Source organism: Ruminococcus sp. 5_1_39BFAA, assembly GCF_964240875.1.
Taxonomy (GTDB): domain Bacteria; phylum Bacillota; class Clostridia; order Lachnospirales; family Lachnospiraceae; genus Blautia_A.
Genome location: NZ_CAXSVO010000001.1, coordinates 321,364 through 340,808, shown reverse-complemented (window position 1 = coordinate 340,808; position 19,445 = coordinate 321,364). Strand labels below are relative to the sequence as shown.

The 19,445-nt window shown below is 43.3% G+C and carries 12 protein-coding genes and 1 riboswitch; of the genes, 7 read left to right on the top strand and 5 right to left on the bottom strand.

Annotated features, from left to right (window positions below; genetic code table 11):
* Positions 1 to 2,957: Ig-like domain-containing protein (locus ACESZH_RS01505; RefSeq protein WP_373219840.1), on the top strand; the 2,957-nt coding region annotated here is incomplete at its 5' end.
* 221 nt (positions 2,958 to 3,178) lie between these two features.
* Here ACESZH_RS01505 and ACESZH_RS01500 read toward each other — a convergent pair.
* The 3 genes from ACESZH_RS01500 to ACESZH_RS01490 all read right to left on the bottom strand — a co-directional run bounded on the left by ACESZH_RS01500 (position 3,179) and on the right by ACESZH_RS01490 (position 5,688).
* The gene (locus tag ACESZH_RS01500) at positions 3,179 to 4,810 is read right to left on the bottom strand and encodes an IS66 family transposase (protein ID WP_373216163.1); all 1,632 of its coding nucleotides are present in this window, start codon (positions 4,808 to 4,810) and stop codon (positions 3,179 to 3,181) included.
* Positions 4,811 to 4,927: 117 nt separating this feature from the next.
* Positions 4,928 to 5,281, bottom strand: coding sequence for an IS66 family insertion sequence element accessory protein TnpB (gene tnpB / locus ACESZH_RS01495; protein ID WP_373216161.1), 354 nt, complete (start codon positions 5,279 to 5,281; stop codon positions 4,928 to 4,930).
* The gene (locus tag ACESZH_RS01490) at positions 5,275 to 5,688 is read right to left on the bottom strand and encodes an IS66 family insertion sequence element accessory protein TnpB (protein WP_373216159.1); all 414 of its coding nucleotides are present in this window, start codon (positions 5,686 to 5,688) and stop codon (positions 5,275 to 5,277) included. Before ACESZH_RS01490 ends, tnpB begins: the two co-directional genes overlap by 7 nt.
* A 128-nt stretch (positions 5,689 to 5,816) precedes the next feature.
* Between ACESZH_RS01490 and ACESZH_RS01485 the strand changes: the two genes are divergently transcribed.
* Positions 5,817 to 7,460: an AAA family ATPase gene (locus ACESZH_RS01485; RefSeq protein ID WP_373216364.1), complete on the top strand. Its 1,644-nt coding sequence runs from the start codon at positions 5,817 to 5,819 to the stop codon at positions 7,458 to 7,460.
* 65 nt (positions 7,461 to 7,525) lie between these two features.
* Here ACESZH_RS01485 and ACESZH_RS01480 read toward each other — a convergent pair whose 3' ends face one another.
* Complete coding sequence (locus tag ACESZH_RS01480; protein WP_373216157.1) at positions 7,526 to 8,014, bottom strand: GyrI-like domain-containing protein; 489 nt, start codon at positions 8,012 to 8,014, stop codon at positions 7,526 to 7,528.
* 181 nt (positions 8,015 to 8,195) lie between these two features.
* On the opposite strand from ACESZH_RS01480, the gene ACESZH_RS01475 reads away from it, so the two are divergent.
* Positions 8,196 to 8,621, top strand: a complete 426-nt coding sequence (locus ACESZH_RS01475) for a PBECR2 nuclease fold domain-containing protein (protein WP_373216155.1) — start codon at positions 8,196 to 8,198, stop codon at positions 8,619 to 8,621.
* A 306-nt stretch (positions 8,622 to 8,927) separates the two neighbouring features.
* Positions 8,928 to 9,040, top strand: a riboswitch (cobalamin riboswitch).
* A gap of 370 nt (positions 9,041 to 9,410) precedes the next feature.
* The gene (locus ACESZH_RS01470; RefSeq protein WP_373216153.1) at positions 9,411 to 10,892 is read left to right on the top strand and encodes an Ig-like domain-containing protein; all 1,482 of its coding nucleotides are present in this window, start codon (positions 9,411 to 9,413) and stop codon (positions 10,890 to 10,892) included.
* A 3,657-nt stretch (positions 10,893 to 14,549) separates the two neighbouring features.
* Here ACESZH_RS01470 and ACESZH_RS01465 read toward each other — a convergent pair.
* Positions 14,550 to 14,927 carry a pentapeptide repeat-containing protein gene (locus ACESZH_RS01465; RefSeq protein WP_373216362.1) on the bottom strand — a complete coding sequence of 126 codons (378 nt, stop codon included), beginning with the start codon at positions 14,925 to 14,927 and terminating at the stop codon, positions 14,550 to 14,552.
* Here ACESZH_RS01465 and ACESZH_RS01460 point away from each other — a divergent pair.
* Genes ACESZH_RS01460 through ACESZH_RS01450 form a run of 3 tightly spaced genes read left to right on the top strand, consistent with a single transcriptional unit; the run spans position 14,919 to position 19,408 of the window.
* Positions 14,919 to 15,854 (top strand): AAA family ATPase, encoded by a 936-nt coding sequence (locus tag ACESZH_RS01460; RefSeq protein ID WP_373216152.1) that lies wholly within the window; start codon positions 14,919 to 14,921, stop codon positions 15,852 to 15,854. The two genes, ACESZH_RS01465 and ACESZH_RS01460, sit on opposite strands and share 9 nt — an antisense overlap.
* A gap of 18 nt (positions 15,855 to 15,872) precedes the next feature.
* Positions 15,873 to 17,009, top strand: a complete 1,137-nt coding sequence (locus ACESZH_RS01455; protein WP_373216150.1) for a DUF58 domain-containing protein — start codon at positions 15,873 to 15,875, stop codon at positions 17,007 to 17,009.
* A 14-nt stretch (positions 17,010 to 17,023) separates the two neighbouring features.
* The gene (locus ACESZH_RS01450; RefSeq protein ID WP_373216148.1) at positions 17,024 to 19,408 is read left to right on the top strand and encodes a transglutaminase domain-containing protein; all 2,385 of its coding nucleotides are present in this window, start codon (positions 17,024 to 17,026) and stop codon (positions 19,406 to 19,408) included.
* Positions 19,409 to 19,445 lie beyond the last annotated feature (37 nt).

The window sequence follows — 19,445 nt, the reverse complement described above, 5'->3', positions numbered from 1 at the left end:
AGAGCTATACTGCAGAAGTCGGAGAAGACGGAGCAGTATACTGTATTCAGGCAGGAGAATACTATCATCTGTATATCGAAGTAGAAGAAAAAGAAGAAGTGAAACTTGGAAGCTATATTTCTATCACTACGGATATGGACGGTGAGGTAACTGTTACTGAAGAAGAAACAGATATGTTTTTCCCTGTTTATAAAACAGTAGTACCTAGAGGTTCTGGTTACGCATATTTCACTTTCCCAGCGAATACTATTTATACTTTTGAGGGTAGTGCTAAAGTAACACTTAGAAGAACTGGACATAGCCCTGATAAATATTATCAGGCAATCACAAATGTAGATGGATCAGTTACAGTAAAACTTCTGATTACAGATATTTATACTGGAGCACTTGATGAAGAAACTATTGCATGTTTCTGGAAACCAGATGGTACCAGTGTATTAGAAGGTTATTCTTTTGAATACTCTAATGACATGAGTATTCTTTTGGTCGGACTTGCAGTTGGCAATGGTTATACTACGAATGGTGCAACATATGTTAAAAATGGAGAAGATTATACATTCACTATTGATGTGAAAAATGGTTATGATGCTACTAATATGGTAGTTAAGGTTAATGGTGAGACAGTTACTCCGGACGAAGATGGTATCTATACTGTGAAAGAAGTAACGGAAGATTTGGATATTACTGTTGAGGGTGTAGAATCTATTCCAGTTGATGGTGATGTGACCGTATATTTTACAATGGAAAATCATGATAAGTTTGTTGAACAGGGTGGCACTGTATGGGCATTAGAAAAAGTTACTATTCCGTATTTTGATCTTGCTAACTATGGTATGGAGTATTTATATTACAATCCAAATTGTTATACAGGAGGCAGTCAGACGGGAGGTACAAAAGAAACTGCAGATGGTGTTGTAACTCTGCTGCATATGATGATCTGGTTAACTGAGGTATATTATAATGATGTTGATCCGGAAGATGCTGGGCAGGGCTATTTAGCAAATGAATTGAACTGGAGAGGATTTTCCATTCATCATGCTACAGCAGGATCCGCATTCTTTAATATATGGGATTTCGGATATAATTTTAATTACTATCTGAATTATGAATATCCATTAGGAAGTCCGGGCTGGGGATCAACATGTGACCAGATTAAGCTGAGTGATAATGATGTGGTCACTATTCGATATAATGATAATTCAGGTAATGTTGGAACGTATCATCATTTTGGTGAAAATGGAATCGTTGAAAAATCAGTAACGCAGGGGACAAGTATTGACTTGAATATTTATTATACTGGTGTGGATAACGTGAATTATACAACTCCAGTGTATAAAGTAGGAGAGGGACATAAAGTATATATGTTCCCGGAATATGATGTATATGTAGATCCGACTGAAGGTACATATGTCGGTGTAACAGATACAGATGGAAAAGTAACAGTAAACACTGCAGAGCTTGAAGTTGGAAGATATTATCTAGTTTCAGATTCTATGAGTCCGGCAGTAATGTTACTTGAAATTCAGGAAAACACTGATCCGGGTGCAGTAGAACTTGCAAATGCTAAAACTGATGCCAAGGCAGAAATTACAAATTATAAAAATGCTGATAATTATAGAGAAGCAGAAAAAGCAGCTCTGATAGAAGTAATTGAAGCAGCAAGGTCAGCAATTGATGAAGCAGAAACTATCGAAGAAGTTACAGAAATAATAGCAGTGGCAAAGGCTGAGATGGATGCGATTAAGACTGATGAACAGCTTAAGAAAGAAGAAGCAGAATCAGAAGAAAAAGAAGCGGCAGAAACAGTTACTAATGCAATTTCATCTCTTCCGGCAGTGGACAGTCTGACAGCAGGAAATGCAGAAGAAGTCAAAGCAGCAAGAGAAGCATACGAAGCTCTGACAGATGCGCAGAAAGCGCTGGTATCCACGGATACATTGAAGCAGCTCGAAGCAGCAGAAGCTAAGATTGCAGAACTGACACATGTTCATTCTTGGGATGTAGGAACAGTTACAAAAACTGCAACATGTAAAGAAACAGGTGTGAAGACCTTCAAGTGTTCCTGCGGTGAAACTAAGACAGAAACCATTGCTAAGACAACTTCTCATCAGTATGGAGCATGGACTGTTGAGTCTGAAGCAACAGTAAAAGCTGCGGAAGTTCAGAAACATATCTGTTCTGTCTGTGGAAATGAAGAAACAAAGGATGTAGGGAAAGCTCTTACACCGGTTCTGGAAATTCCGGGCAAACTTTCTTCTTTCAATATGAAGAAAGGAAAAACTGTGAAGTTTGAAGTAACTATGGCAAATGGTGATTCTGTATCTTCTGTAAAATCCAGCAAGACAAAAATCCTGAAAGCAACTCTGGATAAGAAGACTGGAAAGATTACTGTGAAAGGTGTGAAGAAGGGAACTTCCAAACTGACCATTACACTGGCAAGTGGAAAGACCAGAACTTACACAGTTAAGGTTGTAACAGGAACTGTTAAGACAAAAGGATTGTCTGTAACGAATGTAACAGATAAGAAACTGAAACTGGCAGTGAAGAAGACTCATACACTGCAGAGTGAACTGAAACCGTTCACAAGTACACAGAAGCTGACCTACAAATCTTCCAATAAGAAGATCGCAAAAGTATCTTCCAAGGGTAAGATCACAGCAGTCGCACCGGGTAAAGCAACGATCACAGTTACATCCGGAAGCAAGAAAGTGAAGATCACGGTAACTGTACCGGGTATCGCAAATGTAAAATCTTCTGTATCCGTGAAGAAGAATAAGACACTGACACTGAAACCAAAGACATATGGAATCAGTGAGAAAGTGACTTACACATCATCCAATACAAAGGTTGCAACTGTTACTGCAAATGGTAAGATCAAAGGTATTAAGAAGGGAACCGCTAAGATTACAATTCAGGCAGGAACCTTTAAGAAGACAGTTACAGTTAAAGTAAAATAAATTGTGTTTTCTATAGAAATCCGTTATACTAAAGTATAGCGGATTTCTTTTATGGGAGGTGTCATGACTTATGGGAAGAAATGTAGCGATTGATATACAGAATTATAATGACATTATAGGTAAGCGCTTAAATTTCAGCCGTTGAGCATAAAAATGCTCCAGCTGGATTTACCCAACTGAAGCACATTGACAATTCACATACGGTTTAACATTATTGGTCGCTATTCGTTATTCTGAGTGTCGACGCGTCTCTGGATTTCTGATTTTACGTCTTCATTCCACGGTGCAAGCTGCTCCAGTTCTTCATCTGTCATCTGCCTGCTTGGCTGATGTTCAAACAGGAACGTGAGATAATGATAAACATTCACTTTGTTTGCCTTGGCCATCTCTACCATTGTGTATGCCATGGCACTTGCCTGGGCTCCGGCAGGAGTATCGCAGAACAGCCAGCCTTTTCTTCCAACTACAAACGGTCGGATACAGTTCTCGGACAGATTGTTTGAAAAACTGCAGCGGCCATCATCCAGATAGCTGGCAAGATAATCCTTTCTGTTCCGGATATAGGTTACCGCTTTGTCCAGTCTGGAGTTTCGGACCGGATTCTGTCTCTCAAGCCACGACAAAAAGCCTTCAATGATCGGCTTTTCCTGTTTCAGCCTGGCTTCTTTGATGGCATCGAACGTTTTATATTTCTGTCGGATCTTGTCCTCTATATCAAAAAGCTGATTGGTATACATGACTCCCTGCACGGCGGGCTGTGCATAATCCAACTGTTTTCCCTTCGGGATTGCATCAATCAGGTATCTGCGGATGTGTGCCCAGCAGGCCAGACGCTTTGCAGTCTTTACCTTATTGTAGCCACTGTATCCGTCACACATCAGGTATCCGCGGAATCCATCCAGAAAATCCACAGCGGTATCACCGGCTCTTGTTTCGGAATACTTGTAAATGATGATTGGGAAATCACCATCCTCACCGCTGCGGAACAGCCACATATATGACTTGGTCTGTGCACGGCGTTCAGGTTCATGCAGCACCTGTACCGGTGTCTCATCAGCCATGGCAAAATCTTTTTCCAGAAGCTTTCTCCGGAAGAAGTCGTACATTGGAGCGAAAAATGCTTCGGAGTTTTTGATCACCCAGTTTGCCAGTGTGGCACGGCTGATCTTTGCACCAAGACGTCCCAGATCCTGCTCAATCCTGTATAAGGGCATTCCATTGCAGAACTTCTGGTAAACAACCCAGGCAACAGTAGATGCAGATGCCATCCCATACATCATGTGGGCTTTTCCGTCCTTACCCTTGATGATGGTTGGTGTTACATCATTCTGTCTGCAGCTTTTACATGCGTAGTTCACACTGTAGTATTCAATGACAGTTGCTCTTGCAGGGATGATCTTCAGCTCACGGCGTACAAACTCAGTACCGATCGGTACCATTTCACCGCCGCATTTACTGCAGGTAAGATTCGTTGCATCTGGTTCGAGCATGACCTTTTTTACCGGAATGCCTTTAAAGCGTTCCTCGTTTGTGGAACGCTTCTTACGGTCTGGTTTTTCAGTGGCTGCAAGCTGGTCCGATGTTTCAGCAGCTGGATCCATTTCGGATTCTGCTTCATTAAAGAGATTCATCTGCCCCGGGATATCACATGCACCTTTTTCACTGGAAGATCCAAAGAGCTTCTTTGTCAGGTAATCCACCTGCTCTTTGAAGTTGTCACGTTCCTGCTGGATCGCAGCTTTCTCTTTTTGTACGTCTTCAAGTGTTTTGCGGAGAAGTTTTGTTGTCTCCTTGAGTTCATTTACAAGGTCTTTTAACTCCCTCAGCTGGATATCTTTTGCACTTTGAGCCACTGTTTTTCACCTCTTTTCTGTTTCCTATTGTACCAGAAAATGAAGGATTTTTACAGAAGAAAGAGGGCTGAAAAGTGCCGAAAATAAAGGGAAAACCGGACTTTCTATGTGCAATATTCAGGCCTGTTCAGGGGACATTTTTATTGCTTTTGGCTGGTCGATATCGATGCCGGACATGAGCCAGTCAAACTCTCTCCAGGTGAGATTTCGCACCTCGGATTTATCTCTTGGCCACCGGTAGCGTCCCTGTGCTGTCAGCTTTTTATAGATCATGACAATGCCGTCAGGTTCTTTCAAAATGGCCTTGATGCGATCACACTTTCTTCCACAGAACAGATACAGGGCATTCAGATCCTTATTCTGCGGGAACTGATCCTGTACAAGCGCGTATAAACCATCGACAGACTTTCTCATATCAGTATAACCGGTCACGATGAAAATGGCATCGACACCGGAGATATCCGCTAACATCGTACCGGACGTAACATCCGGACGATCTGCTGGAGTAAAAACGGATCTGCCGAATTACTGATCTTAATGGAAACGTCATCCATCTTAAGTTCAATCGTATGTGAATTGTCAATGTGCGTGGAAGTATCCATCGGCCGTATTACTTCGGCGGGGATTCTTTCCGGCTGTATATCAATCCTGACCACATCCTGATGATTGGATGTCAACCCAAGAGTGGCAGCCTTTCCAACAGCCTCTGGTATTTCGCAGGCTTTCTTTCTAAGCCGTGTTGCCGCATTGTAAAATGAACTTACTGAAATACCTTGCTGTTCACACCAGGCAGCATCGGAAAGGCCGCTCTGGCGACACTCAGTAATCAGCGCCATCCATTCCTCGAGGGAACGGTTGGCAGAACGAGAGTTGCTCATGTCATATCCTCCATAACTGTAGTAAAAATCTACTTCCTATCTACCAGGAAGTGTAGTAAAAAACTATCACTACTATTATGAAGGAAAAATCATCGGTTGTCGAACCGACCAATATTTAAGCGCTTACCATTATAGAGCACAATTGTTTTTATGTAGATAAAACTGCATTTATCAGAGAATGGTGGGAAAGCAGGGATTCTGTTACCCTGATCACACGACCGCGCAGATTTGGAAAGACACTGAACATGAGCATGGTGGAGCAGTTTTTTTCTCTGAAATATGCGGGACGAAGTGATCTGTTTGAAGGGAAAAAGATATGGGAAGATAAGGCGTATCATGAACTGCAGGGAACTTATCCGGTGATCAGTCTGTCTTTTGCCAATATAAAGGAAACAACATACGAAAGTACCAGAGAGAAGATTTGCCGGTTATTGATTAATCTGTATTCACAGTATGAGTTTTTACTGGAAGAAGATAGGGTGGCAGAAAGAAATAAAGAATTTTTCCGTAGTGTTGTTACTGGTATGAATGATGGAGTTGCGACTCTTGCACTATATCAGTTATCAGATATGCTGTTCCGGTATTATGGAAAAAAGGTCATCATCCTTCTGGATGAATACGATACACCGATGCAGGAAGCTTATGTAAATGGATACTGGGAGGAACTGGTGTCTTTTACCAGAAGCCTGTTCAATGCAACATTTAAGACGAATCCATATCTGGAACGTGCGATCATGACAGGAATTACGAGAGTGAGCAAGGAGTCCATCTTTTCAGATTTGAATCATCTGAAGGTGGTGACAACGACTTCTATAGAATATGCGGATTCTTTTGGTTTTACGGAAGAAGAAGTCTTTGCAGCTATGGATGAGTTTGGGTATACAGAAAAAGAAGATGTGAAACTCTGGTATGACGGATTTGTGTTTGGGAATAAGCGAGATATTTATAATCCATGGTCGATTCTGAACTATCTGGATACAGGCAGGCTTACAACATACTGGGCGAATACCAGCTCCAACAGTCTGGTGGGTAAACTGATTCAGGAAGGTGATAAAAGTGTCAAACTGTCTTTTGAGCATTTGCTCAGAGGAAATCATCTGTTTATGCAGATCGATGAGCAGATTATATATGACCAGCTGCTTGGAGATGAGGAGGCAATCTGGAGTCTGCTGGTAGCCAGCGGTTATCTGAAGATTGTGGATTATGAGAAATACAGTTCAGGAAATGAGACGGAACCATTGTATGAGCTGGCATTGACAAATCTGGAAGTGAAAATCATGTTCCAGAGTATGATACGGAACTGGTTCAGGGGAGCGAGATCTGATTATAATGATTTTGTAAAGGCATTGCTGCTGGGAGATGTAAAAGCAATGGGAGCTTACATGAACCGTATTTCCCTGAAAATTTTCAGTTATTTTGATACAGGAAAGCAGCCATCCGGAGCAGAACCGGAACGTTTTTATCACGGATTTGTGCTTGGGCTGCTTGTGGAACTGATGGGAAGATATGTGATCACATCGAACAGAGAAAGTGGTTTCGGCAGATATGATGTGCTGCTGGAGCCGTTAAATAAAGAAGAGTTTGCGTATATTCTGGAATTTAAGGTACATGACCCGGAGGATGAAAAAGATCTGAAGGATACCGTTGCTGCAGCACTTTTGCAGATTGAAGAAAAAGAGTATGCTGCAGCACTTGTTTCCAGAGGAATACCGGAAGAAAAGATACGTAAATATGGATTTGCTTTTGAAGGGAAAAAGGTTATGATTGGATAAGATAAATTTACATGGAGCCGGAACAGTTTGTGTACTGTATCCGGCTCTTTTTTCTCTAATGTATTTTAATAGATTGGTACGTAGATTTGCATTTCATTACCAGAGTATACCTCAAAATTGCATTTGTCATCATCGTGGCGATAACCGCTGCCTGGGAACCACTCATCAAAGATATACTGCCACAGATCTTTGATTGCCTGCACGTAAGATTTCTGATCGGCAGCAGTGAACTGGGAATCCAGTGTGAAAATGGCATATTTTGCTTCCGGGATTTCCAGAACTTCCATACCGTCCGGTACGTTTCCGACGGTATCTACTCTTTCTCCAAAAAAGAACCGCATTTCAAAATCGCCTGTTTCTTTGCATTTCCAGAAGGCAATCTCCATACCGGATTTATTCTCGATATTTGCATAAGCATCTTTGTCCATATTGGAAAAATCAGTAACAGACCAATAAGCAGCTCTGTCTACGGTATGACAGAGTTTGGTCCAGTCAGCTTCGTAAGAATAGCCGATGGCATAAATCTTGTTTTCTTCTTTAATGATAGGGTTCATAGTATTCCTCCACGATAAAAATTTTGGTGCTATTCTAGCATAGTGCAGTTTAAAATGCAAATTGCAATATAATTTAGTCCCTGTCAATACTGTTTGTGTGGTCATAAAATAAAACTAATACTGGCTTTTTTCATATTTGAGGAATATAATAATATTTATTACTGATGATCGGAGATTTTAAATGACTGACGAAATGATAAAACTCGGTACATATAATCAGGAATTGAATAAAATAATCGGAACCGAAATGAAATCCTTAGATATATATCGTTCCAAAGGTTTACCAGCACATTTATTAAAGAGAAAACACTATAACGCTTTAAAATATATTGATTATTTACCAGAAATAATTTCTAATCCTGATTATGTTGGTATTGATCCAAAAGAACCAGATTCTGTAGAGTTTGTCAAAGTATATAAAGATAATATATGGGTTGGAATTAAACTTGATAAAGATGGAGATTATTATTATGTGTCTACAATGTATGATGTTCAGGAAGCGAAGATTTCTCGTAGATTGTATAGTGGAAGAATTAAGCCGGTGAGCACGGATAAGGAGGAAGTTAAAGAACCATCGCATGAAGATATTGACACAGAACGAGATTAGTAGTATTATATTGATGTAAATTGAATACAATATTTTGTAGCATAGTTATTTTGAGGTCGGAAATGGTTCCCGACGCACTCTTATAGAGTACCTGAGATGATGGATACACCGCCCATCCTTAATATCTATGCTATTTTTCTTTGTAAGAAATAAGGATATTTATACGAAGCCGGAGCAGTTTGATTGGACTGTATCCGGCTTCTTTTTTTGTTTGAAGGAGTGGTACATATGTTCTTCCGGGCAAAAAAGGATTGCAGTCTCTGGATGGGTATGGTACTATATACATATATGTGAAACAGAGTTTTTGGAATGGGCAAATCCCAACGGTACCAAGCCGCCGTAGACGGACATTATGCCGCTTCCTGTCATTGGTGTATACTGAGAAGGCAGAAGCATTCAGGCGTCCGGAGTCGGAATACATTGCTGTTTTCTGTAATCCGGACTCTTGGGGGCTGTCTGGTGAGATGCTGTGTTTGGCATGTTCTTTTTGTGTTTTTAGTCCCCGAAAAGGGGCTTTTTTCATTTTAAAACTGAATACAGACCATACATACAGAGCAAATGAAGACATTGTGATACTAGGTGAAACTCCAGAGCAGGTGCGTACGCTCCCGTTACAGCCGGGACACGATGTTTTCCTCTTTTGATTGGAATCTGCGTACATGGATGATTATCAGATAACGGAATCTTTCTATCTTTTTACAGGATAGAAAGTCCGTTATTTTTTATTGCTCTAATAACAAAAGAAGACAGAAGCATATAGAGAAATGCATGAATGGGAGGAAAGAAAACATGAAAAAACTATTTGCACTGGTATTACTGCTAGTATCGCTTTGGAGTATGACGGTCATAGCCTCTGCGGCGAGTATAGGGACGTATGTGAGTTCAGGGCATATAAAGCCGGGAGAGAAGGTTGTTGTCACCATCAAACTGGATGGAGCGATCAATGTTTCAGAGGGGGCAACCATGCTGCAGGGGGAACTGACGTATGACGGTTCGCTTCTGGAATTTCAGCAGGTGAACAAAAGCAGTCAGCTGTCACATGCGGCGAAGCATGCCAGTGAATATAAAATACAGTTTCATTACCTGAGTATGGATAATCAGGCAGTTGGCTTTTCAGCAGGAAATCTTGTAGAGATTACATTTAAGGCAAAAGACAGTATTTCAGGAGATAGGGTAAATACAGCTCTGAATTTCACAGGTTATATACAGGATGCAGACGGCAATGCAGTAGGCAGTTCAGCATATACAAGTGCTGCTTCTGTTACGATTGAAAAGGAGCAGCCGCAGACAGAACCGCATGTACATTCCTGGGGAACCGGTACAGTTACAAAAGCAGCTACCTGTAAGGAAACAGGAGTGAAGACATATAAGTGTTCCTGCGGACAGACAAAGACGGAAAGTATTGCACTTAGTACCACACACAGTTATGGAGCATGGACGGTTGTATCTGAAGCAACAGTAAAAGCTGCAGAGGTACAGAAACATATCTGTTCTGTTTGTGGAAAAAGTGAGAACAGAGAGAATGGCAAGAAACTGACTCCGGTTCTGGAGCTGCCGGGTAAGCTGAGTTCTCTCAGTATGAAAAAAGGCAAGACAGCGAAGTTTACGGTAAGTATGGCTGCGGGTGATGCTGTATCTTCTGTAAAATCCAGTGCCACAAAGTACCTGAAAGCATCTGCAGATAAGAAGAATGGAACAATCACACTGAAAGGCGTGAAGAAGGGAAATGCCAAACTGACCATTACACTGGAAAGCGGCAAGAGCAGAGAGTACACAGTAAAAGTGGTGACGGGAACGGTCAAGACCACTGGATTGTCAGCAACGAATGTAACAGGCAATAAGCTGACGCTGGCAGCAAAGAAGAGTTATACACTGAAATATGAACTGAAACCGTTTACAACAACTCAGAAGGTTACTTTCAAATCCTCTAATAAGAAGATCGCAAAAGTAACTTCTGCAGGCAAAATCACAGCAGTGGCACCGGGCAGTGCGACGATCACGATGAGTTCCGGCAGCAAGAAAGTGAAGATCACAGTTACGGTACCGGGAATTACAAATCTGAAATCTTCGGTATCCGTAAAGCGGAACAAAACGGTGACTTTGAAGCCGAAGGCTTATGGTATCAGCGGAAAGATAACATATACATCTTCCAATACCAAGATTGCAACAGTAACTGATAAGGGTAAGGTAAAGGGCATTAAGAAAGGAACTGCGAAGATCACAATCAAGGCAGGAACCTTTACAAAGACGGTTACTGTTAAAGTGAAATAGCAGTTAGAAAAAATCCGTAAAGGAGATTACTTATGAAGTTGAAACAATGGCTGGGAAAACGGATGATCCGCATCGGACTCTGTCTGATTCTGATTACCGCGATCGTGTTAAATATGTGCTGGCCGGGGTTGGGACTGGAGACAGTACAGCCTGACAATCCGATCGAAAGTGAGCAGATCAGTGAGATCACACCGCTTCAGATGGGAGAGAACACCAGCAGCATAGAAATAGATGAGCAGATGACAGAAACAGAAACCGAGACTGAGACGGAAATGGAAAGCGAGACCGAAACGGAAACTGAAACGGAAAGCGAGACGGAAACAGAAACCGAAACGGAAAGCGAGACCGAAACGGAAAGCGAGACCGAAACGGAAACTGAGACAGAGACGGAGACAGAGACAGAATCTGAAACGGAAACTGAGAGCGAGACAGAAGAGACAGAATCTGAAACGCAGGAATCTCCGGAGAATAATCAGGGAACAGAGAAGACGGAGCCGGAAACGGATACGAACACAGAGAATGAGACACAGAACAATGGTGATACATCGGATGGTTCTGATGAAGAGAAACCTGGAGTATCCGGAGATGAAACAGCAGATATTGATGTTGCGATGGTTATGACATGGTACCAGTATGGAACACAGCCGGAACTGGTTTCCTGTATACCTTCTGAAGTGACAAATGTGGATCTGAATACCGCGCGTCTCAATAATAATGAACTGAAGTATTCATTTTCACCTGCAGGTACAGAAGCAGATCAGATTCAGGATTATACCGTGTTCCTGAAAGAGGGAGATGGTTCTTTCACGGAAGTTTCTGAAAGCGGAACCGTATCCATCCGTCTGCCGGGTGCAGGTGAGGGAAGAAATTATACATTCCGTGTAGATGCATCATTAAAGACAGATGATGCACAGGCAGAACAGGAAATCAAGTTCACATATTCACTGGATTGCTATTATACGATGGATGTGGAACTGCAGCTTGAGTGGAAAACAAAAGATGGTTCTGTGGACAGCATGACTTGTAAGGCTGATGAGACAGCAACAGATTCTGTGACACAGAAAGATCTGACTGAAAATGTATTCAGTTATACACCAAGGCTGGTCGGAGTTCTGGCAGAGGATGCACAGATCATCAAGGCGGAGTATCGGACTGCATCAGGCGCATCAGGCGAACTGAATACAGCCGGTGGTTCCCTGATCATGCAGACACCGGAAACTTCAGATGAGGAAATCTATTACCTGACATTTGAAGCAGAGGTAAAAGATGCGACTGGAAGCAGCAGAAGCGTATTCTATCATTTTAATATTCACTTTAAAGATCAGGTAGATGTACAGCTTGCCTTTACCTGGCTGGAAAAAGGAATGATCCGCAAGACGATGATCTGTCAGATGGATCAGAGTGTTTCAGCAGATATCAAGAATAATCAGCTTTCTGCCGGAGCAGTAAAATATGAGATCGCACTGGAAGGTGAGGACAGTGCAAATGCAAGAATTCTGAATCTTACTTATACCTCAGATGCGACCGGCGGAGGCAGGATTGATCAGAATGGAGCACTTGCTGTTAGTCTGCCGGATGGATATACGTCCAATTCCTATATCATCACTGCACTGGTTCTTGTGGATGGAAAACAGACAGAATTTGAAATCGTGCTGAATTATTCGATGGATGTATATCTGGAGATGCAGTACAGCGTTCAGGATAGTGGAAGCACAGTAAGAAGAAGTGTTACCTGTGAAAATGGAAAATCAAAAACAGCAGAAGTGGTTTATGATGACCAGTTATCCGACAATGCACTGTCTTATGCAATGACACTTGTGGGACGGGATGCGGCAGATCTGGAAATTACTTCCGTTAGCTGTTATCAGTCAGGTAATAACAGAACAGTTACATTAAGTAAAGAAGATACACTTTCCATGGCATTGAAAGACGGTAAGACCGGGGAACAGGCATTTTCAGTTCTGGCAAAGGATGGAAACGGAACAGAATATAAGTTCCAGATTAACGTACCTTACAAGCACAGAGGTGAAAATGCAGTAAAGATCACAACAAATCTGACGGATGGACAGGTTGTGACAAATGATTCTGATCTGAACCTGAAGGTGAATGCATGGACTGAGGATGAAAACGGAACAGTTACCGGAACAATCCCGGCAAATGGAACAGAAACGAAACTGATCGTGAAGCTGGATGGAAAAGAAGTTTCTTATACTAGTTCGTCCGGTTCTGCATCTGAATATACGCTGCATCCTGAGAATCCGGAAACCGGTGATAACAATACACATACGGTTTACATTTATGCAGAAGATTCCTATGGAAATTTCGGTGAACTGAATCTGTTACTGAACGGTGAACGTAATCAGAAGGGACAGAAGATCGGTACTGCTACGATTTACATTGACATGAGTGTACTGGGACTTGGAGTGGTCGGTTCCGTATCTTATGAAGTTCTGGCAGATGAACCGGTTTCCTATGCAATCGCCAAAGCCGTACTTGGTCAGGATACAGGGGAACCGTTTGGAGCAGCAGCAAGTTCCCTTGGCTGGGGCGGAAGATATTCCGGAACACTGGACAGCGGATTTTATCTGCAGAGCCTGTCACCGGGATATTCCGGAAGTGCACTGACCGGCGGAAGCTGGGGACAGTATGGTTCCAATGAAGAAGAGATCCTGAAAAACATTGATAAGCAGTTCGGAAAAGGAACCGGTCTTGCAACACTCTGGAGATGTATTTACCGCAATGGCCTGAATAAGAGCGGAGGTTCCGGCGGTTCTGTTGGAGAATTTGATTACACCAGCGGTTCCGGATGGATGTATTCCCTCGGAGGTTCTTATTATCCGGGACAGTCCATGTCAGAGCTGAACCTTCAGAATGGAGATGTACTGACACTTCGATATACACTGGCTTACGGATGGGATGTCGGTGGAGGAACTTCCGGATACGGAAATACCGTTGGATATTGTGTATCAGCAATAAACGGTGGTTTCAGCATCAATCACAGAATGCAGAAGACAGAGAATAAAGACGGTACCATCACAAATATGTGTAAGTGCTGTGGTCTGAAGGAAGACTGTGAACATAAACATAAGATATGGAAAGACCTGGAAGATGGAACCCATATCGAATACTGCGAAGACTGTAAGGATACGATCGGTGATCCAGTTGAACATATCTGGGAACAGGAAGAACTGGAACATAAATGTTCCAAGTGTGAAGTTGTGGAAGAACATATCTGGGAAGAAGTAGAAGGCAGCAATACAGCTACCTGTACAGAACCGGGTGTGAAAACGATGGTCTGCACAATCTGCGAAATGGAAAAAGAAGAGGAAAGTCCGGAATTAGGACATACCTTGAACAGCAGATGGAACCATACAGCACAGGAACATTACCAGAAGTGTTCGGTATGTGAGGAAATCATTGAAGAGAGCAAAGGTCTGCATCAGTACAGATATCACACAGGAGATGATGACTGGTACTGTGAAATCTGTGATGCGGGTCATGACTGGGATTATTGTGGCAATGATAAACTGGTAGTCCAGACTGCAACATGTCAGAAGGTTATTTATGTCTGCAGTGTATGTGGTGTGGAACTGATGAAAGAAGGAACGTTTGCTGAGTATCATAAGTACGAAGGCGGTAAGTGTACTTATTGTGGTGCTAATGATCCAAATGCTGAAACGGATCCGCCGCAGACGGATGCACCGGAAACAGAACCACCACAGACGGATGCGCCGGAAACAGACCCGCCGCAGACGGATGCGCCTGAGACAGATCCGCCGCAGACGGATGCGCCTGAGACAGATCCGCCGCAGACAGATCCACCTGAGACAGATCCGCCGCAGACAGACCCGCCGCAGACGGAGCCGCCGCAGACGGACCCGCCGCCACCACCACAGACGGATCCGCCGCCACCACCACAAACAGAACCGCCACAACCGGATCCACCTCAGGAACAGAATGTTCCTGAGGAGACTCTTCCGGAAGGTTGATGATAAGAAGCTGAGAGAATGGAGGAAATAACGAATCATGAATCATAAAATAAATGAAATACTTCAGGAAATTGAAAAAGTAGTCGTAGGTAAAAATGAAATTGTTGAAAAGATACTGATGTCTGTACTTGCCGGAGGTCATGTTCTGATGGAAGACGTACCGGGAGTTGGAAAAACCACTACTGCTATGACATTTGCAAAGGTACTTGGACTGGATACTCGCCGTGTGCAGTTTACATCCGATACTGTACCGTCAGATATTATCGGCTATTCTGTTTATGACAAGGAAAGCGGAAACTTTATTTTCAAAGCAGGTGCAGTTATGACAAACCTGCTTCTGGCAGATGAGATCAACCGTACTTCCAGTAAGACACAGTCTGCGCTGCTGGAAGCGATGGAAGAGCTTCATGTAACAGTAGACGGACAGACTTATGAGCTTCCGAAACCATTCGTTGTACTGGCAACTCAGAACCCGATCGGTTCCGCTGGTACACAGATGCTTCCGAACTCTCAGCTCGACCGTTTCATGATCAAGATCAGCATGGGTTATCCGGATCTGAAGAGCCAGGTAAATATTCTTCGTGACCGTCATACTGTGAACCCGCTCAGTAAGATTCATCCGGTAGTAGACAAAGAGGAACTGCAGGGACTGATCCAGGAAGCTGCGGCAACGGAAGTACATGATCTGGTATATGAATATGTTACCCGACTGACACAGGCAACAAGAGAACATCCGCTGGTACAGCTTGGTATCAGCCCTCGAGGTGCACTGGCAGTTTGCCGTATGGCAAAAGCGTATGCATATCTCCATGGAAGAGATTTTGTAATTCCGGAAGATGTGGCTGCTGTCTTCTCAGATGTCTGCAGTCACCGTCTGGTTCTCTCAACGAAAGCCAGAATGCAGGAAGAACGACCGGAGGATATTATTCGTTCCATTCTGGAATCTGTGAAAATGCCGGTCCTTAGAAAATAAAGGAAGCAGGTAGCTTATATGATTGGAATGAAATTAGGATGGCTGATCCTGCAGGTTATCCTGCTGGGATTCTTTATCTGGTATGGAAGCGGTACAGCATTTGTGATTTCCATAGTGCTTTTATTTATTCCGCTGTGCAGTTTTTTGCTGCATCTGTACATACGAAAGCATCTGGAAATCCGGCTGACCGCAGATGCAAATATGAATAAAGGTAAGAACGGTGTATTTTCTGTACATATAGATAATCCTACGGTTTTTCCGGTTTTTCGCATCGGTTACAGGATACAGGTGGAGAACCAGCTGAACCGTGAAAAGCGCCGTATGTGTATGACGGGATGCCTGCCGCCGAAAAAGCAGGTGGAAACTTCCATGACGACTGGCAGTGATTATTGTGGAAGACTCCGGATTTCTGTGCAGAAAATTGTTCTGTATGACATTTTGGGATTGTTTGGAGTTTCCTGTAAGTGTCAGGCAGTTACCCATATGACAGTACAGCCGGATACCTTTGAACCGGCGGTTACAGTTATTCAGAGCTTTAACAGTGTGGAAGAAAGTGAAGTGTATTCACAGGACCGTCCGGGAAGTGATCTGACAGAAACTTTTCAGATCCGTGAATATGTGCCGGGAGACAGTCCGCGCCAGATACACTGGAAGCTGAGCAGCAAGTTTGACAAACTGATCGTACGTGATCCGGCGCTTCCGATTACCAGAAATGTCCTGATATTCTGGGAAAGAACCGGAGAATCAGGTTCGTTGGAACTGCTGGATGCACAGGCGGAAGTTGTGGTTTCTCTTGGGAAGAGTCTGATTGAGCAGTCCATTCAGTTCAGCATTGCCTGGAATGATACAGACCGCAATCTGTGTATCCGTTATGAAATCAAAGATATGGACGAACTGATCGGTATTATTCCGAGACTGATGCGTGCGTCCGGTGTAAAAGAAGGTGTCAGCGGTGCTGCACTTCTCATGCAGGATGCCAGTGAAGCTTTATGTGCGCATATGGTTTATATTGCAGAGAAACCACAGAAAGAAGTCATGGACATGCAGAGATTCGGACATGTATCCATGCTGTTATGCGGAAAAACATCTATGCCGGGTGCAGTGATGTTTGATGCAAAGAATTATCAAGAACAATTGATGCAGATTGAACTGTAGGGAAGGAGGAAGCATTGATTCGGGAAAAGAAAAAAGGAATGTGGCTGGAAAACGGCGTATATTCAAAAAAAGACAGATCCGGATGGATGATTCATACAATTCTGGCAGTTCTGACATACTGTATGTTTACATTTGTTTTGATAGAACTGACCGGATTGGATAAACTGTTCAATCCGAGAAATATGTTAATTGCAGGAAGTGTGATCTGCCTTGTCTATGGAATCAGTCTGAGATTTCAGAAACAGGGCTGGATATATCCGGCAGTGCTGCTTTTGCTGCTGGTGAGTGTTCTGGTTTTCAGGGAAGAGATTCTGGAAGGCGGACGTCTGGTATGGAATCATATCAGTAACAGATGGACTGCAAAGACAGGATGGCTTCTTCCGGAACTGAAGATGCAGATGGAGCAGCAGCAGTGGGACAGATGTCTGCTTCTGTTCGCTGTGGTCGGCAGTATACCGGGAGCACTTCTGTGCTGTATGCTGACTACAAGGAAATGGCCTGCAGCAGCAGTTCTGGTATCAGGACTCACACTTGCGGGAATGACCGTATTCCGCATGGATATGACAGATCTTACAGCTTTCTGTTTGCCGATGATTCTGATGATTTCCGTATTCCTTCTGATCAGCAGCGGCTGGGAAAGAAAAAAGATGCCGGGGTTGACCTTCGGTATCTGGATATTCCTTGCTTTAGCCGGAGTAATCCTGACATCGGGAAATATTCTTCAGAAAACAGAAGATTGGGCATCTGATATCAGCAGCAGTTTTCAGCAGGATGTTCATGAACACAGATTTGAGACTGTAAATACGGTACTTCCGGAAGGTGATTTTACAGGGGAACAGATCTGGAACAGTGATTTCGTAAAGGCAACGGATACGAAGAAAGATACCATCACTGACGGGACACAGGAAGAAGATCAGGATGCACAGAAAAAATCCGGGCTGATCGTTACGATGGAACAGCCGGAAACACTGTATCTGAGAGGATTTACAGGTACATTGTTTGAAGAAAACAGATGGACAGAACTGGATAAACAGGTGCTGGCAGAGCAGGAAGATCTGCTGTACTGGCTGAACCTGAATGAGTTTGATGTAAGAACACAGTTAAAAGGAGCAATGCCGGAAGAAGAAGCTGACTTGAATTTTGTTACCGTACAGAATGCAGGAGCCTGCAGCCGTTACTATTATGTACCGTATAATCTTGCTTCGGCAGAATTTCTGACAGCAGAAAATCTTGATCCGGATATGGTTCTTGCAGATGGTGAGAGAAGTTATGGATTTTCCATGATCGCCGGCAGCAGCGAGCGGATCGGAGCGCTTCTGGAACTGCTTCAGAAGTCAGAAGAAGAGGACGTTCTGAAGTACCGTCAGGCAGAAAGTGCGTACCGTGAATTTGTCTATAACAATTATATGCAGATTCCGGCAGAAGCAGAAGAACTGCTGACAGAACAGTGGAACCGGATTGCAGCCGAATATGGCAATCAGGAAGAACTGACCAAAGAACAGGCACAGGCCTGTGTGAGAAGTTTTCTGGAGCAGTGTTTTTCAGAGGAGGAAACAGCTTCAGCAATCACACTGCCATTACAGATGGCAGCGGGAAGCAGTTATCAGTATGCAACAACAGCAGTTCTGACATTACGTCATTTTGGTTTTCCGGCCCGTTATGCGGAAGGTTATGTAATCACAGAAGAAATGATAGCTGATACAGAACCGGGAACGCCGGTAGAAGCAGACAGCAGTTGTGCCGGAGCGTGGGCAGAAGTTTATCAGGATGGTATCGGCTGGATTCCGCTGGAGCTGACAGCAGGTATTAAAGGCATTTCTGCAGAGCAGACAGACGGGGACCAGAACGGAGATGCAGACAGTACAGAGAACGAACCTGCGAATGAAGAAATGCAGGAGACGGAACAGGAAGAAACGGAAAGCGAACTTCCGGAAGAGAAAGACGATGAGATGGAAATTCAGCTTCCGGATTTACTGAACTGGCGGACACTGCTGGCAGTGTGTATCCTGTTGCTTCTGGTGCTCTTATTCCTGATTATACGAAGACATATCCTGATTTCCAGAAAGAAAGAGAAATTCTTACAGGAAGAGGCAAAGGAAGCAGTCGCTTTTATCGTTGCAGATGCAGTCCGATTGTTGGAAGAACTGGGATATGACCGTGGAAATGGTTCGCTGTATGCGTTATGTGATTCCATGGGTAAACATTTTTCGGAACCTGAGATAGAAATGTTCAGAGAAGTAATTGGTCTGAATGCACAGGCCGTATTCAGCAGCAGACCGATGACGGAAGAACAGAGAGATACTGTATTAGATTTTTATTATACAGTTCTCGCCAGCTTGAAATGGGAAACAAAGTGGCTCAGACGTTTGCACCTGAAATGGATACAGTGTCTGTGGTGAGGTTTCTGTGTAAACAGAATTAATAAAAGAGAGGAGC

Excerpts from the sequence above, each read along its gene's own strand:
- tnpB (WP_373216161.1), bottom strand. The coding sequence starts at position 5,281 with ATGTTAGCGGATATCTCCGGTGTCGATGCCATTTTCATCGTGACCGGT.
- ACESZH_RS01490 (WP_373216159.1), bottom strand. The coding sequence starts at position 5,688 with ATGAGCAACTCTCGTTCTGCCAACCGTTCCCTCGAGGAATGGATGGCG.
- ACESZH_RS01480 (WP_373216157.1), bottom strand. The coding sequence starts at position 8,014 with ATGAACCCTATCATTAAAGAAGAAAACAAGATTTATGCCATCGGCTAT.
- ACESZH_RS01475 (WP_373216155.1), top strand. The coding sequence starts at position 8,196 with ATGACTGACGAAATGATAAAACTCGGTACATATAATCAGGAATTGAAT.
- ACESZH_RS01470 (WP_373216153.1), top strand. The coding sequence starts at position 9,411 with ATGAAAAAACTATTTGCACTGGTATTACTGCTAGTATCGCTTTGGAGT.
- ACESZH_RS01460 (WP_373216152.1), top strand. The coding sequence starts at position 14,919 with ATGAATCATAAAATAAATGAAATACTTCAGGAAATTGAAAAAGTAGTC.
- ACESZH_RS01465 (WP_373216362.1), bottom strand. The coding sequence starts at position 14,927 with ATGATTCATGATTCGTTATTTCCTCCATTCTCTCAGCTTCTTATCATC.
- ACESZH_RS01455 (WP_373216150.1), top strand. The coding sequence starts at position 15,873 with ATGATTGGAATGAAATTAGGATGGCTGATCCTGCAGGTTATCCTGCTG.